Source organism: Calothrix sp. FACHB-168, from assembly GCF_963889195.1.
Taxonomy (GTDB): Bacteria; Cyanobacteriota; Cyanobacteriia; order Cyanobacteriales; family Nostocaceae; genus Aulosira; species Aulosira anomala_A.
Genome location: NZ_CAWPNJ010000023.1, coordinates 73,638 through 88,884, shown reverse-complemented (window position 1 = coordinate 88,884; position 15,247 = coordinate 73,638). Strand labels below are relative to the sequence as shown.

Annotated in this window: 14 protein-coding genes and 1 tRNA gene; 5 read left to right on the top strand and 10 right to left on the bottom strand. The window is 41.1% G+C overall.

Annotated features, from left to right (window positions below; translation table 11 throughout):
- Positions 1-27: 27 nt before the first annotated feature.
- The 8 genes from AACW45_RS14930 to argF form a co-directional block, all read right to left on the bottom strand.
- Positions 28-501 carry a DNA phosphorothioation-associated protein 4 gene (locus AACW45_RS14930; protein ID WP_190633345.1) on the bottom strand — a complete coding sequence of 158 codons (474 nt, stop codon included), beginning with the start codon at positions 499-501 and terminating at the stop codon, positions 28-30.
- Positions 502-623: 122 nt separating this feature from the next.
- Positions 624-1,166, bottom strand: a complete 543-nt coding sequence (locus AACW45_RS14925; RefSeq protein WP_190633344.1) for a Uma2 family endonuclease — start codon at positions 1,164-1,166, stop codon at positions 624-626.
- Between the two features lie 87 nt (positions 1,167-1,253).
- A complete protein-coding gene (locus AACW45_RS14920) occupies positions 1,254-3,143 on the bottom strand; it encodes a DUF3370 family protein (RefSeq protein WP_190633343.1) in 1,890 nt (629 codons plus the stop codon).
- Positions 3,144-3,328: 185 nt separating this feature from the next.
- Complete coding sequence (locus AACW45_RS14915) at positions 3,329-5,401, bottom strand: AAA family ATPase (protein WP_190633342.1); 2,073 nt, start codon at positions 5,399-5,401, stop codon at positions 3,329-3,331.
- Positions 5,398-5,571 carry a hypothetical protein gene (locus tag AACW45_RS14910; RefSeq protein ID WP_190543188.1) on the bottom strand — a complete coding sequence of 58 codons (174 nt, stop codon included), beginning with the start codon at positions 5,569-5,571 and terminating at the stop codon, positions 5,398-5,400. Before AACW45_RS14910 ends, AACW45_RS14915 begins: the two co-directional genes overlap by 4 nt.
- A gap of 269 nt (positions 5,572-5,840) precedes the next feature.
- Positions 5,841-7,322, bottom strand: a complete 1,482-nt coding sequence (locus AACW45_RS14905) for a DNA phosphorothioation system restriction enzyme (RefSeq protein WP_190633341.1) — start codon at positions 7,320-7,322, stop codon at positions 5,841-5,843.
- Between the two features lie 85 nt (positions 7,323-7,407).
- On the bottom strand, positions 7,408-8,013 hold the full coding sequence (gene lexA, locus AACW45_RS14900; protein ID WP_190633340.1) for a transcriptional repressor LexA: 606 nt from the start codon (positions 8,011-8,013) through the stop codon (positions 7,408-7,410).
- A 353-nt stretch (positions 8,014-8,366) separates the two neighbouring features.
- Positions 8,367-9,287 carry an ornithine carbamoyltransferase gene (argF, locus tag AACW45_RS14895; protein WP_190633339.1) on the bottom strand — a complete coding sequence of 307 codons (921 nt, stop codon included), beginning with the start codon at positions 9,285-9,287 and terminating at the stop codon, positions 8,367-8,369.
- Between the two features lie 226 nt (positions 9,288-9,513).
- On the opposite strand from argF, the gene AACW45_RS14890 reads away from it, so the two are divergent.
- The 5 genes from AACW45_RS14890 to AACW45_RS14870 all read left to right on the top strand — a co-directional run bounded on the left by AACW45_RS14890 (position 9,514) and on the right by AACW45_RS14870 (position 14,442).
- Positions 9,514-9,585: transfer RNA gene (locus tag AACW45_RS14890), tRNA-Thr, on the top strand.
- 208 nt (positions 9,586-9,793) lie between these two features.
- A complete protein-coding gene (locus tag AACW45_RS14885; RefSeq protein ID WP_190633338.1) occupies positions 9,794-11,332 on the top strand; it encodes a type I restriction-modification system subunit M in 1,539 nt (512 codons plus the stop codon).
- A 151-nt stretch (positions 11,333-11,483) separates the two neighbouring features.
- On the top strand, positions 11,484-12,062 hold the full coding sequence (locus AACW45_RS14880) for a Uma2 family endonuclease (protein WP_190633337.1): 579 nt from the start codon (positions 11,484-11,486) through the stop codon (positions 12,060-12,062).
- Positions 12,063-13,130: a hypothetical protein gene (locus AACW45_RS14875; RefSeq protein WP_190633336.1), complete on the top strand. Its 1,068-nt coding sequence runs from the start codon at positions 12,063-12,065 to the stop codon at positions 13,128-13,130.
- Positions 13,123-14,442 carry a restriction endonuclease subunit S gene (locus tag AACW45_RS14870; RefSeq protein WP_190633335.1) on the top strand — a complete coding sequence of 440 codons (1,320 nt, stop codon included), beginning with the start codon at positions 13,123-13,125 and terminating at the stop codon, positions 14,440-14,442. Before AACW45_RS14875 ends, AACW45_RS14870 begins: the two co-directional genes overlap by 8 nt.
- Positions 14,443-14,525: 83 nt before the next feature.
- On the opposite strand, the gene AACW45_RS14865 is transcribed toward AACW45_RS14870, so the two are convergent.
- Entirely contained in the window at positions 14,526-14,651 is a 126-nt protein-coding gene (locus AACW45_RS14865; protein WP_277880397.1) for a hypothetical protein, read from the bottom strand.
- Positions 14,648-14,905 (bottom strand): type II toxin-antitoxin system ParD family antitoxin, encoded by a 258-nt coding sequence (locus AACW45_RS14860; RefSeq protein ID WP_190633334.1) that lies wholly within the window; start codon positions 14,903-14,905, stop codon positions 14,648-14,650. The genes AACW45_RS14865 and AACW45_RS14860 overlap by 4 nt, the downstream gene beginning before the upstream one ends.
- Positions 14,906-15,247: the final 342 nt, after the last annotated feature.

Genomic DNA, 15,247 nt, shown 5'->3' with positions numbered 1-15,247 from the left:
TTTTTGCCTTTAAGCACTACTTAAAAATCAAGTGAGGAATTTGCTGAGATTAAATTCCTCTTCCTCACCCTCATTCTTGAATCGTTCAGAACTAACAATTAATAGAAGTCGCTCTGAATAGTCAACTGCTCCCCGCAATTCATTTTGTAATATTTCCAATCCACCATTAGCATACTCCTCAAAAATATGATTGCGTTGAGTTTCAGATTCTTCTTCATAAGCAGATAAAATATTAATATCTTGAGTTTCGGTAATTCCCAGTAATTTAATCACCACATCATTTCCCACTGAAGCAAAAGATTCTAGCCGAATTGGTGAAGGTTCTCTTTTAGAAATCTCCCCCAAAGGAACACGCTTTTTATGCTTGACACCCAAAGCGGCTGCAAACACAATTACATCAGCAAAAGTTTGAAAAGGCCCTGTTTCCCCGTCGGAGGATGTTAAAGCTTTGACTAACTCAGCTTTATCTTTTGCAACCCTGATTCTGCCAGTTTCAGCCATTGATTTGCATATCTACATTGTGGCAATTTTAACCGAAACCAAAGAGCGATGGCACTACTTTATTGCCACATCCAAGCGATCGCTCTTTCTTCCCACCGCATCTGCTACAATTTCAAAAAACCCTACATAGGAAATTGCACATTTTCATATAGCAAAGCTATGGGAAAGCGAAAATCAACGCTGGTTAACTGAACTTCATCCCCTGCTTCATAAGGATGTAACTCCCAAAGTCCTCTATCATTTAAGCGAAAACAGTCTACACCAATTTTTTCAGCATCAATCAGCACATATTCTTGCAAAGTTTCAATTCGGCGATACCGCGTAAATTTAGCACCTCTGTCGTAAGCTTCCGTACTTGGGGAAAGAACTTCCACAATTAAACAAGGATACTGGATAAATTGAATCGCTTGTTTATCTCGTTCATCGCAACTCACTACAACATCAGGATAATGAAAAGGCCCCTTTTCTGATATTGCTACTTTCCCATCCGCTATATTTACACGACACCCACTTCCCCGCAGATGGCTTTTTAACGCTGAAGCCAAGTTTAAAGCAATATCATTATGAGGAAGAGTACCCCCAGTCATGGCGAAAACTTCACCATCAATATATTCGTATTTAATTTCTTGACGTACTTCCCATTCCAGATATTCTTGAGGAGACATATACTTGCAACTTACTCCCTCTCAAAAGCCACCTTTTTTAACTCTAACTAAAAAAACTCTGCGCCTCTGCGTCTCTGCGTGAGACATTTATCTCTCCGTCCTCACCGTCACCACCTGCGGCGGCGTAGAATCAGGAGGATACAAAAAATCTACCTGTACTTGTCGCTTCTCCCCCGCTAACATTTTCAATCTCACCAAAGGTTCACCCATTTGTCCCCGACGTTGTACTAAATGTACATAGCGCGTTTTTTCCCCACCATTATCATCGGTGTAACGCACCCTCACAGTACCGCGAAAAAATATCTGTTCCACCCTTGGCTTTAAAAATAGTAGTCTATCGGTTCCCCCTTCATCCTTCAATGGTGTATGCATTGATACGCTAACTATCTGACTTTGATTACTAGTATTACGTAACGGTAAAGTCAGATTGTACTCTACACCATAGTTACTGTGAGCAAAATACGCGGTATCAGGATAGCGTTTCAACATTGGCGCACTCTGTATTTGTCCGGTACTAAGAGTGATTAAATGCACAGTACCTAAAGGATAAGCAAAGGCTTTTCCGGGTTGGGGTATGGTTAACTCGGACACATTAACATTATCTGTTAGATTAGCTTGCCATTGCGCCCCTTGAGAGACACCAGCGACGCGGCTAAATACTGTCGGTTCTCTAGGTGGGTCGAGAGGGGTGGGGATGGGGTCGCGTTTTCCTGCTAAACTACCTGTATCTAAAAGCCTTTGCCATTCAGCCACAGTGGGAGGTGTAGAGCTATTTTTAGCTAAGTTTGCCAGATAAATTGGGCGATCGCTCGCTAATCGCATCATCGTTGTGCGACCATTAGAAGAGGGAGCTTGTACAGGTATGGGTAAATTGGCTAATATTTGGGTTTTTCCTGGTTCAATTACCAACTTTTCGGGAAAATTACTCTGTCTAATTCCCCGTAGTACATCGTTCATTGTTCTGCTACCAGGGCCAGCGTAAACTGTACTCTGGGAATTGTCTACCATATCCGGTAAAGCAATAAACGGTGCTTGTGTAGATAGGTAACTGGCGGCATGTAATACTTGCAGTGTGACAGGTTCATTACCTGGATTGTAGACAATGATTCCTTGGTAAACTGTGCGGTTTTGGGATGGGGTTTCCGCCCTGACGATATGATGGGCAAATACATCAAATCTCCCAGAAAAGGGATAATTGAGGTGTGCTTCTGGAGATTCTTTACCATCTGGGGGGAAGGTAGAAAGTAAAATTCCTTCATTAGTCACCAACTCCGGACTATTACTATTAAAAGTAGGGATATTATCGAGTTTTCCCGGTAAAGGGCGGACTTCTTGCGGTTGGATCTCCACACCAGCTATATATTGTGGGGGTATAGTGTAGATATTTAACGCCCGACACATCAAAGCTGCAACTTCGCCTCTGGTGGCGCTTTGCTGGGGTTTTAGCTGTTTAACTTGGGGATAGTTGACGACAATACTGTTGATTGTAGCGGATGCGATCGCACTTTGCGCATAGTTAGGAATTTGCGCTGCATCGTCAAAATACTGTTTTAATGTCTGCGCTGGGTTAGATACAGCACTATAATTTTTCCCCCCAGCCACAACACCAATAATTTGGGCGCGAGGAATTGGTTGATTCGGTTGAAAAATTCCCCCCGGATAACCAGAGAAAAAACCTTTTTGATAAGCAGTAGTAATTGCTTTATTTGCCCAATAATTCCCAGGTACATCTTTAAATGTAGTCGCACTGCGTTTGATTGCTGCATCGGGGAAAGCATTCAACATTAAAACTGCAGCTTCCGCCCTTGTTACCGTTGCTTCTGGGCGAAAACTACCATCCGGATAACCTGTAATTAATTTTCTTTCTCCTAATTCTTGAATACAATTATTAGCCCAATGTTTTTGCGTATCAGAAAAAGCAAGAATGATAGGATTTTTTAACGTGAAAAGCGAGGCGAAGATCAATGGTATAAGCATGAATAGTAGTTAGTAGAAACTTAGTATACAATTTCATTAATTCATAGCAAATTGGGTTGAAAAATACTCCGCGAAACTTTGCGCTAACCTCCGCGCTCCTTTGCGTTTAAAAACTTATAAACTTATCCAAAGCAGTAATTACGATATTAAAGCATACAAAGACAAAAATTTTCATACCCTCTCTTTTACCAATCTCGCTTCACCTCAACAACCTCTGTATACTCAAACTCATTGGGACTTTGCTTCACTAAAGAATATCTTTCCCCACCTAATTCAATATAATCTTGTTCACAATCTGGCTTAGAAGAAAAATAAGTCAGCACATATTCCCTCCCAATTCTATCTGCCATTTCCTCTTCCACTTCACCCCGCCATTGAGTTTTCGTCACCAACACAATTAACTGATTAGCTAACTTGGGAATTGTCTGCGCAACGTGTCGGCGGGAAATTTCATCTAAACTTCCAAAAGGCGAATCCATGACAATGGGAAAGGTGCTGCTTTCAGGTAGCATCAGCATTTTTCTTTTTTCGCTCCATTCCCGCACTCTGTCAATAATACTGGCGATAAAAGATAAACTAAGTATCTGATTTTCACCAGTAGAAGCGGCTACAGGTGCTTCTACTCCAGCAGTATTTTCTACGAGTGTTAATTCATATTTTTCGCTGATTTTGGGAATATAGGGAGTAAAGGATATTTCCGCAAATATTTCTTGTACGCGCTGTTCTAATTGCAGACGAAATTGCTTTTCTTGACGGTTTCTAACTTCTGTTAAGCGTTCAATTGCATCTTGGGTAGCGTTAATTCTACGCTGTGCTAATGCTTGACGTTCTTCATTGAGTTTTTGCTTGGCGATTTGTTTACCTAATGTGTCAAGTTCTGTATTAAAATAGGCGATTTGCTGTTGGTTTGCACCTTGTTCGCGATGTAATTCATCAATTTTATTTTCAATTTCGTCTAAGCGTTTCTGTAAGCTGCTAATTTCTTCATTCGCATCTTTCCTCAATCTGTCTTGAATGTTATCTAATTCGCTCTCAATTTGCGAGATATTTTGTTTTAATTGCTGAATCCTGGCTTGTTCTCTATCTACTTCTTGCCAAAAAGCCGTTGCTTGTTTATCAATTTCATCAACTTGCGCACTCATCCGAAAAGCCATTTCTTCTACTGCTGAAGAACCTGCTTGATTTAACCAGAGAGTCACATTTGTATGGGGATGACTACCGACATTTAAATTTGTACCGCAAATACAACGTTGAGAATTAAGTAACTCGTTGATAAATTCCCGCGAAATTCCCGCCGTTAATTCACCGCGCTGCTTCAAATCATGCATAATGTCCCGAAACTGGGATGTGGTTTCTGCTAAGAGTACTGTATAACCCCGCGCAGAAATAATTTTTTTCAGAGCTTCGCGAGTTTTTTTATATTCTTCTTTATATCCTTGGTTCTGGGTTTCCAAATTTTGACAGCGTTCTTGTAATTCTTTCGCCGCACTTAGTTCGCGTAGGCGGTTACTTGTCTCTTTTTTAAATGTTTGCTGATATTCTAATTCTTGTTTAATTTCTGTTTGGCGTTGTGCAATAGTTTCAATTTCTCTTTCTATCTTCTGTTGCTGGCGTAAAAGCTGTTTAATTTCCGAATCGCCGATAGCTTTTAAGTCATTCTCTAAACTTTTTTTCGCGTCTCCCAAATGCTTAATCGAACGGTTAATTACCTCCACACCTAAGAATATCTTAGTAGCTTCCGCAATTTCAGCTTTTTTATCAGAACGCACAATTTCTTCAATGCGTTCGCCGTCAAAGAAAAAATATTGATGCAAACTCGCAGGTAAAATTTGATTGATAATTTCTTCTGGTTGCTGGGGTGGGAAATACCATTTACCATCATCACCACCCACCCACATAGTTAATTGGGTTTTACCAGCTTCAAAATCACTTTCATTTTTGTAAACTCGACTGGAACGTTTCACGCGATAGCGTTTACCTTCATGTTCCCAGCCAATCTCTACCCAACATTCCACTGCTTGCTTGTTTTTTGCTTCTGCGATCGCTCTTTTATTAACTAGCTGTTCTACCGAGGCAAAGGCTGCACTAAACTTCTCATATAATACCCAGGTAAAGGCATTAAGTAAACTTGTTTTTCCAGAACCATTATTGCCATGAATTATCGTGGTGTTAAGTACCTCTCCCCCAGACAGAATTATCTCTGGTGTTATGCCATAAAAGGAGCGAAAGTTGCACAGCTTGATAGAAGTTAGCTTCATCGCACCTCTTCTTTTATAATCAGCAAAATCTCTTCGTTAATGTGGCTATTAATTCTCTTATCTAATCTGCCTTTTTCCAGCTTCCATACCCGCTCAATAATCTGTCTCACTTCCGGCGGGGCGCTGGTAATTGGCTCCTGCACATCATCAATATTTTGCTCTGGTGACATGGGGAATGGTAGATACTTGTTTATTTATTGTACTGCTTGTTAGTTGTCAGTTGTCAGTTGTCAGTTGTTTGATTTTTTTAAGAATAAGGGCTTTATTTTTAGGTGATGCACTGTTATAATCAATCTATACTATAATGGGATGTTTGCGCTTTTAAAAATTTTGCAAACATCCCATTATATTAGGGTCAGTAAGATTATTGTGTCATAAATTGGCACCCTTAATTCACTATTACGAAAAATTTTACAAAAATCCATAAAAAATCAGCGTTTCAAATATCTAATAAACCATACCGCTTTTGTAAAGCAAGTAGCTTCATTCTCGCTTCACCGGCATTATCAGCTAAATCGGCAAACTCGACAAAGCGCCGCAATTCTTTCTTTAATAAATTGCGTTCTACTTCCATAGTTTCCCTTTCTAAATCTGGCGGTAAGACAATCATGTCGTAAATAATGGCGCGTTCTTTCCCCGGATGGGGACGTAAAACGCGCCCGCGACGTTGGATAAACTGACGGGGATTACCAGAACTTGATAAAATCACCGCAGTTTGAATTGCGGGAATATCTACACCTTCATCTAAACAGCGAATGGCTACTAAACCTTGCAATTCTCCGCTTTCAAATTGACGGCGTAAAACCTCCCTTTCTTGTAAGGAAGTATGGGCTGTATAGGTACTAACTTTATACCCCAATTCCACGCCGAGAATTTTGGCTACGGCTTTGAGTTGACGCAAGGAAGAACGCTCTCCCGCTTCTTGGGAACCATCACTGCAATAAAATAAAGTGTGAGTGGTATCTTTGCGAGTCGCCATTAATTCCCGCAAAGCAGTTAACTTGTTTGATGCTGCACCAATTAACCGGGCGCGTTGCATTAATAATGGCTTTAAATCTTCGTTATTTTCAAAATCTCCCGCTTCACCATTTTCCCTTTCTCTATATAATAGCGATCGCCCAATTCTCCTAGTTAACTTTAAATAGGCAATACTTTCGGCTTCTGTTAATTCCACCAAAATCGGATAATACAGATAATGTACCAAAGCTCCTTGAGCGATCGCATCTCTCAAGGTAAATTCAGGCTGTAGCACAGGTCCGAAATAATCAAGCAAACATTGAGTACCATCATCATCAAAATACCTTTCTGGCGTCGCCGATAACGCCAGTCGTAAACCAATGCGACGGGGTAAACTTTCCTCTAACTTGGGTGCGCCTAAATTATGGGCTTCATCGCCAATAATTAAAGTTCTGTCGGGAAAATATTTCACCTGCGACTGAAACCCCTCACCAATTAATGTCGAATTAGTGGTAATCACCGTGACAAATTTTTGCGAACCAGAACGCAGATTATAGATTTGGGTAGAGAGTTGACTTTGCCAATTGCGGACATCAAGGAATGCTAAAATCGGCTGCAAGTTAAATTTTTCGCATTCTCGCGCCCATTGAGTGACAAGATGACGATAGGGACATACCACCATCAAGACTTGTAAGTTAATCTGCTGGTATAATTCACAAGCGATCGCTAAAGCTGCGATCGTTTTACCACTACCAGTAGCCATTTTTAGCGTCCCTCTGCCATTATTAGCAAACCAGCTTGTTATCGCTTGGTGCTGATATCCCCGCAATTGCAGAGATTGGGGCATTTTTGGGCATCCTGGTAATGGTTTTTGCGTTTGATAACTACCCTGATTTTCCCTTAACAATGGCAATCGTAAGCGAAAACCGGGTAGTGGCTGCACTCGATTTGGCGTCAGGTACATAACAAGTCAAAAGTCAAAAGTCAAAAGTCAATGGTAAGTTGTCTACCTCATCCCTCCCTAGCCCCTAGCCCCTAACCCCTAACCTCTAGTTGTAATCACGCCAAACGGCGACTAAAGAACCTTGTACCTGTACGTGAACAGCTGGAACTTCAATCGGCTGGTATTTTGCATTCGCTGGTTTGAGGGTAACGCGATCGCCACTGCGATAAAAGCGCTTTAATGTAGTACCATGTCCGTCAACTCTTGCAGCGACAATCGTGCCATTTTTGAGTTGATTTGGTTCTGGTACTGGACGCAAAAATACTAAATCGCCATCAGCAATTAAATCTTCAATCATGCTGTCTCCAGCTACCCGCAAAGCATAACTTTGGGGAGGTAAGGCAAAATTATTAATGTCTAAATGTTCCACAGCATCGGTAAAAGGTTCAATTAAACCTCCAGCAGCAATAGTACCTAAAATAGGTACGCCAGTAGCAACAGGACGCAAAATTCTAATAGTTCGCGCCTTACCTTCAGTCCATTCAATATAGCCTTTAGTCCGTAAATGTTCTAAACGGCTTTGAATTGGTGCTGGTGACTTTAAATTCATCGCTTGCATCATTTGCCGAATTGAAGGCGAATGCTGATGAGTGCGGATGTATTCTCCCAGCCATTCATACAATTCTTGTTGAGCTTCTGTTAAACGTTCCATAATTTTGTTGGGAAGTAATTACAAATGTCCCTAGAACATTAGTACTACATAAAATCCCATATAAGCAAGATGAAAGTGAAAATATATCTGACAATCTGATTTAATTTGAGAGTTGATTGATGAAGCTAGGCAAGAGAAAAGAAACCAGATAATAGATGAGTCCGTTTATAAGAAGTTATTTAAGACTACTGTAGCAGTTTTGTTGGGAATGAAAGGTATATTAAAAAAATAAAAGGCAAAAGCATGATATTTGTACCATGTCCTTTGCCTTTTATAGTCGTCAACAGTCAACAGTCAACAGTCAATAGTCAATAGTCAACCGTCAACAGTCAACAGTCAACAGTCAACATTCTTCATTCTGCCCCTAAAATACTAGCTAACAAAGCCTTTTGGGCGTGCATTCGATTTTCCGCCTGATCCCAAACCCGTGATTGGGAACCTTCGATAACTGCTTCGGTAATTTCTTCACCGCGATGGGCTGGTAGGCAGTGTAAAACAATAGCTTCGGGGTCAGCAAGACTTAATAATTGCTCAGAAATTTGGTATGGTTGGAAAATCGGGAAGCGATCGTCTGCTTCTGCTTCTTGTCCCATACTTGCCCAAACATCAGTGTAAAGTACAGCTGCACCTTTAGCGGCGATTTCTGGGTCGTGGGTGAGCAGGACTTCAGTTTTATTATTAGCGATCGCTCTGGCTTGTTCTACAATGGCGCTATCGGGTTCATAGCCAACAGGTGTAGCGACTCTCACATTCATTCCCGCCAAAGCACAACCCAACATTAAAGAATTGGCGACATTATTACCATCGCCCACATAAGTTAAAGTTAACCCTTTGACGCTACCAAAACACTCTTGAATCGTCATTAAATCTGCCAATATCTGACAAGGATGTTCCGCATCAGTCAGCGCATTAATTACCGGAATCTTGGCATAGTCAGCAAAAGTTTCTAACTCATGTTGCGCAAAAGTGCGAATTGCCAATACATCTAGATATCTATCCAACACCCTAGCTGTATCTTGTACTGGTTCTCCACGGCTCACTTGGGTAACATTAGGGTTGAGATCGATTACCTGTCCACCTAATTGATACATCGCCACTGTAAAACTCACTCGCGTGCGAGTTGAAGCTTTAGAAAACAACAATCCCAAAACCTTATGACAATGCAACTTGAGCTTTTGAGATTTGAGTTGAGATGCTAATTGCAGAAGTTCCTGAAGTTCTGTAGAACTCAGATCCGCCAGACTTAATAAATCTCGTCCGTTCAACGCTACCATGCTTTATGAATCTGTAAAGAACCAGTGATCTTTTTCTATGCCTTGAGCCAGCTCTATGAAAAATTATCGCCTTAAAACTTTACCAGATATTCTGGTGTCGGGGGGAGATGGTCTTTGGTCAACCGTCAACAGTCAACAAAAAATTTTTCTCGCCAGTTGCTAGACAATAAACTTGTTTATGCTATAATTCAAAATCGGTGAGTGCATTAAGCGCTGCTCCAAAAACGCCAGCATAGCACAGTGGTAGTGCATCCGACTTGTAATCGGAAGGTCGTCGGTTCAAATCCGACTGCTGGCTTTTGTCGATTGCCAAATTATTTGTCCGTGTTGACAAATTAATGTCCACATTGCCAAATTGTTATCCGCGCTCAACATTGAAAAACGTAAAATAGAGTCTTGGCGATTACTACGTTACGCTCGTAATGACATTTCACGTTGAATTAGGTTGAGCTACTTAACAAGATATATACTGACAAAGCATTAGTCTCGCAATCTCTGCATCTACTATGGGCAAACTCACGCTGCCACAACTAGAACGTCATCTTTTTTCTGCTGCGGATATTCTGCGGGGAAAGATGGACGCTTCGGAGTTTAAAGAATACATCTTCGGGATGCTGTTTTTAAAACGCGCTTCGGATGTGTTTGAGCAGCAATATGAGCAGGTTTTGCAGCAGAATTTGCACAGGGGACGCACAGCAGAAGAAGCAAAAATGAGGGCAGAAAGCCCCATCAGTTACAAAGAAACTTTTTTTGTGCCAGAAAAAGCGCGGTGGGTATATATTCGCGATGAGTTACATAAAAACGTAGCTGATGGCTTAAATAAGGCTTTGGCTGCACTGGAGGAAAGTAACCAAGCATTGGCGGGTGTGCTGGGACATATTGACTTTAACCGTCAAGTTGGTAGAAGTCGGATTCCTGATGTTAAGTTGCGGGAACTGATTAAACACTTCAATAAATATCGTTTGCGAAATGAGGATTTTGTATTTCCTGATTTGTTGGGTGCTGCTTACGAATACCTAATTAAGGAATTTGCAGATTCTGCTGGTAAAAAAGGCGGTGAGTTTTATACCCCCCGTGAAGTCGTGCAGTTAATGGTACGCCTATTAAAACCCCAAGCGGGAATGTCAGTTTATGATCCTTGTTGTGGTTCTGGGGGGATGTTAATTCAGGCGAAGCAATATGTGGAAGAATGCGGTGGTGATGCTAGAAATTTAGCATTATCCGGTCAGGATAATAACGGCGGTGTATGGGCAATTTGCAAAATTAATATGCTGCTGCATGGGATTCGAGATGCAGATATCCACAATGATGATACTTTATTTAATCCCTTGCATATTGCTGACGGTGAACTGATAAGATTTGACCGAGTAATTAGTAATCCCCCTTTTTCGCAAAACTATAGCCGTGAGGGGATGCAATTTCCTGGACGTTTTACGCATGGTTATTGTCCTGAGACGGGGAAAAAAGCAGATTTGATGTTTGCTCAACACATGTTAGCTGTTCTCAAAACTGATGGGATGATGGCGACAGTAATGCCTCATGGGGTGCTATTTCGCGGCGGTGAAGAAAAGAAAATTCGCGAGAGTTTTATTAACAATGATCAATTAGAGGCGGTGATAGGTTTACCACCCAATCTATTTTATGGTACCGGTATCCCCGCCTGTATTTTGGTAATGTGTCCCCCAGGGGCGAAGCCTAGAGAACATCAGGGAAAAGTTTTATTTATTAATGCTGATGCAGAATATTATGCAGGCCGCGCGCAAAATTATTTGCGTCCTGAACATATCGAAAAGATTTGCTGGGTGTTTGAAAATTTTGTGGCTTTACCTGGATATTCGGCTGTGGTAACTGACGAAGAATTAAAAGACAACGATTACAACTGTAATATCCGCCGCTATGCTGATAATGCACCACCCCCAGAACCTCAAGATGTACGGGCGCATTTGTTGGGGGGAATTCCTAAAGTAGAAGTAGAGGCTAAATCTTCTTTATTAGCCGCCCATGGGTTTGATGCAACTAAAATTTTTGTGGGAAGAGAGACCTAACCCCCTACCCCCTTCCCTTTAAAGGAAGGGGGAATTCAAAGCCTCTAACGCCACTTGCTTTAAGTCGGCAAAGCCGCCCAACGCAGTGGCTCCTCCTTGTAGGAGAGAGGTTTGGAGAGAGGTAAATATTTAGTTTTGATGGTGTTTAATTATGACTGCTTTAATTTTACAATTACCTCCTAATCTGCAATTTACTGATGAGGAATTTGCCCAAATTGTCTCTGTAAATAAAGAATTACGGCTAGAGTTAACTGCTGAAGGGGAATTAATTATCATGGCACCTACTGGGGGAGAAACGGGAAACCGGAATTTTGAATTGTATCTTGATTTAGGAGTTTGGAACAGACAAAATAAGCTGGGAAAAGCTTTCGATTCTTCTACTGGGTTTAAACTACCAAATGGGGCAACTCGTTCGCCTGATGCTGCTTGGATTAGGATAGAAAAATGGGAAGCTCTGACACCAGAACAAAGAAAGAAATTTCTCCCTTTGTGTCCTGATTTTGCAGTGGAATTAGTTTCGGAATCTGATGATGTGGAAGATACTAAAGCGAAGATGCAGGAATATTTAGCTAATGGCTTACAACTCGGTTGGTTAATTAATCCTCAAGATAAACAAGTAATAATTTATCGCCCCAATCAAGCACCGGAATTTTTACAATCTCCCACAAGTTTATCGGGTGAAGATGTTCTCCCTGGTTTTATTTTAAATTTACAGCAGATTTTTGCATAAATGACTGATTATCTTGATTTTATTCCGACTATTATTGAGCGTTCTCAAATCAAAAGTTTTATCGAATCTGATGCTGGTGTGCAGCAACAAGAAGGCAAACTTTATAGTGTGTTTGCTGCTTGGTGGCAAGTACACGCCCCTAGTTTGAGTGAGTTGCCGAAAACTCAAAAGGTGATGGAACTCCGGGCTGAGTTTTTGATTTCTTTTGTCGATAGTTTGCAACCTGTGGGATTACTTGACCGTTTTAAAGTGGCGGGTGTGGTTGCTAGTTGGTGGAATGAACAGAGGTATGAACTGAGAACTTTATCAGAGTCAGATTTTGGCGGTTTAGTTGATAGTTGGATTGATACAATTAAAGATGCTTTAGACCAAGATGAGGATGAGAAGAAAAAGCAAGCAAAATTTGACCCTTTAAATCATAAATTGGTGGGGCGATTGATGCCTGATTATTTACAAGATATTGCTGAGGCTGAGGCGAAAATTGCGGAATTAGAACAGCAAAAACAAGCTTTTGAGCAGGGTGAGGAAGCTGAGGCGGATGCTGAGGAAGGGGAAGAATCAGAAGCTGTTAATATTGTCAAGGATTTAGAGATAAAACTTAAGTATTTGAAAAATTTGATTAAAGAGCCGAAGAAAGAATTGAAGATTTTCAAGAAGTCACCTTTATTACATAAGGATAAAATTGCTGAACTTGAGGTTTTTATTCAAGAAAATGAAGCGGAAATTGCTGAGATAGAAGCTCAATTAGAACCTTATAAGGAAATTGTGAAGCAGTTGCGGGATGGTAAGGCAGAATTAAAGAAGTTAAAGGATGAATTGGTGAAGCGTTTGGATGCTGCGCGGGCTGCTTTGAGTGATGAAGATTGTCAGGAGTTAGTGTTAGCAATTTTCAAAGATGGGTTAATTGCTGAATTGGAGCGATATGTTACGGCGCACCGTCAGCAGGTGATTGCGGCGGTAGAAAATTGGTGGGATAAGTATCGGGTGACGTTGCAGGATATTGAGGCGGAACGGGATGCGGCGGCGAAGAAGTTGAATGAGTTTTTGCAGGGGTTGGGTTATGCGTGAGGTTTTGGTTAGGAATGAGGCGTTTAAGGATTCGGCTTTGGGGAAGATTCCGACGGATTGGGAAATATGTACCATAGAGAATAAACTTCAACAAATTATTGATTACCGGGGTAAAACTCCAGAGAAAACTAATTCTGGTATTCCTCTAATTACTGCAAAAAATGTTCGGGACGGATATTTAGATCCAGAACCGCGTGAATATATCGACGAAAAAAATTATGACATCTGGATGAGACGCGGATTTCCAAAATCTGAAGATGTTCTGTTTACAACTGAAGCTCCTTTAGGAAATGTTGCAAGAGTTCCCAGTTATAAAATTGCTTTAGCTCAACGTCTTCTTACACTTCGCGCTAGCCCTGAAGAACTTGATGCTGGTTATTTATTTTGGTTACTGAATTGGTCTGAGTCTCGCCGAAGATTAGAACAAAAATCAACAGGTTCAACAGTATTAGGAATTAAACAATCGGTATTCCGCAAGATTTTCTTCCGATTTCCTTCTTTACCTGAACAGCGACGTATTGCTGAAATTTTGGATACGGTGGATGAAGCGATCGCACGCACATCTTCCCTTATTATAAAACTTAAACAAACCAAAGCCGGGCTACTGCAAGACTTACTCACACGCGGCTTAGATGAAGATGGCAAATTGAGAGATCCACAGGCGCATCCTGAACAGTTCAAAGACTCCGCGCTGGGACGAATTCCGAAGCAGTGGGAAGTCAGAAAAATGGAAGAAATCACGACAAAAATTGTAGATGGAGTACACAAAACACCTGTATATGTCGAATCCGGTATACCTTTCTTAACTGTTGAGAACCTTACTGCTGGTACAGGAATCAGCCTCAAAAATGTGCGTTATGTAACTCCCTTAGATCATGCTGAGTTCACTAAAAGGGCTGATCCCAAATCTGGTGATGTTCTTGTGACTAAAGACGGAACATTAGGCATTGCACGCATTGTGCCTGATGACTTGCCAGAGTTTAGCATCTTCGTATCTGTAGCCCAGTTACGCCCAGATGAAACCTTCGTTCTGCCCTCATTTATATGCACTTTCTTTGATACTGGTGAATATGAACAACAATTGGGATATCGTTCTGCTGGTACTGGGTTAAAACATATTCACCTCGAACATTTTCGGGCTTTTCTATTAGCTGTTCCACCGATACCAGAACAAAGTCGTATTGCTGCCATTATCGACACACACGACAATCGCATCCGCACAGAAGAAGCTTACCTTAACAAGCTCAAACTTCAAAAACAGGGACTAATGCAAGACTTATTAACTGGCAAAGTGCGCGTAAAAAATCTCTAGACATCAACCTTTATTAACCACCTCATAACTAACAGTAGCCTGCTGCTGAGGTTCTAAACTTTTATCTCGATTTTGAAACTCATCTAACAACCGATAGAAAGCATTAAAACCCTCTTGCTCACTTCCACAGTATTATCTTGAGCGATAAAAGCAAATAACTCATCAATATCTTGGTTTGCTCTTGGTGTAATAATAATGCGTCGCGTCATTTCTTTTGCTGGCGAAACCGTTGCATCATTTGAGCGCGTTTTTGTTCCCACCACTCATCTGTCACTTCAATTGGTTCACCACTTTCTAAACCCTCCAACAACATCGCCTCTAACTTCTCTTGATTTGCTTGCTTTTGGGCTTGGCGAACTAAATCACGAATATACTCACTAGCTGTACTGTAACCACCTTTTGCAACCTGCTCATCAATAAAAGCCCGCATTGCATCGGGTAAAGATATGTTAAGCGTCGTCATTGATGCTTTACCTTTTATTTTTCGATATTTATATTATGGCAAAAATTGCCAATATATGCCAAAGTTACTGCTTACTCCTCGATTAGCTATGTAGGTTGGGTTGAGGAACGTAGACGCGGAGCGGCTTCCCGCAGGGTAACCCAACATTTCCGGGGTTTTTTTGGGTTTCACGACGGTAATCCCAACCTACAATTTTTCTTAACTGAACTGTATTGGAATATAAACAAATGCCTACAACATTGATATGGGTAACTTGCCCTTAATTATATTTTATAGTATAATTGTACTATATTGGGCGAAATGATGAGGTTCAAGCAAGGTATGCAGTTCGAGGAAAACGCC

Excerpts from the sequence above, each read along its gene's own strand:
- AACW45_RS14930 (WP_190633345.1), bottom strand. The coding sequence starts at position 501 with ATGGCTGAAACTGGCAGAATCAGGGTTGCAAAAGATAAAGCTGAGTTA.
- AACW45_RS14925 (WP_190633344.1), bottom strand. The coding sequence starts at position 1,166 with ATGTCTCCTCAAGAATATCTGGAATGGGAAGTACGTCAAGAAATTAAA.
- AACW45_RS14920 (WP_190633343.1), bottom strand. The coding sequence starts at position 3,143 with ATGCTTATACCATTGATCTTCGCCTCGCTTTTCACGTTAAAAAATCCT.
- AACW45_RS14915 (WP_190633342.1), bottom strand. The coding sequence starts at position 5,401 with ATGAAGCTAACTTCTATCAAGCTGTGCAACTTTCGCTCCTTTTATGGC.
- AACW45_RS14910 (WP_190543188.1), bottom strand. The coding sequence starts at position 5,571 with ATGTCACCAGAGCAAAATATTGATGATGTGCAGGAGCCAATTACCAGC.
- AACW45_RS14905 (WP_190633341.1), bottom strand. The coding sequence starts at position 7,322 with ATGTACCTGACGCCAAATCGAGTGCAGCCACTACCCGGTTTTCGCTTA.
- lexA (WP_190633340.1), bottom strand. The coding sequence starts at position 8,013 with ATGGAACGTTTAACAGAAGCTCAACAAGAATTGTATGAATGGCTGGGA.
- argF (WP_190633339.1), bottom strand. The coding sequence starts at position 9,287 with ATGGTAGCGTTGAACGGACGAGATTTATTAAGTCTGGCGGATCTGAGT.
- AACW45_RS14885 (WP_190633338.1), top strand. The coding sequence starts at position 9,794 with ATGGGCAAACTCACGCTGCCACAACTAGAACGTCATCTTTTTTCTGCT.
- AACW45_RS14880 (WP_190633337.1), top strand. The coding sequence starts at position 11,484 with ATGACTGCTTTAATTTTACAATTACCTCCTAATCTGCAATTTACTGAT.
- AACW45_RS14875 (WP_190633336.1), top strand. The coding sequence starts at position 12,063 with ATGACTGATTATCTTGATTTTATTCCGACTATTATTGAGCGTTCTCAA.
- AACW45_RS14870 (WP_190633335.1), top strand. The coding sequence starts at position 13,123 with ATGCGTGAGGTTTTGGTTAGGAATGAGGCGTTTAAGGATTCGGCTTTG.
- AACW45_RS14865 (WP_277880397.1), bottom strand. The coding sequence starts at position 14,651 with ATGACGCGACGCATTATTATTACACCAAGAGCAAACCAAGATATTGAT.
- AACW45_RS14860 (WP_190633334.1), bottom strand. The coding sequence starts at position 14,905 with ATGACGACGCTTAACATATCTTTACCCGATGCAATGCGGGCTTTTATT.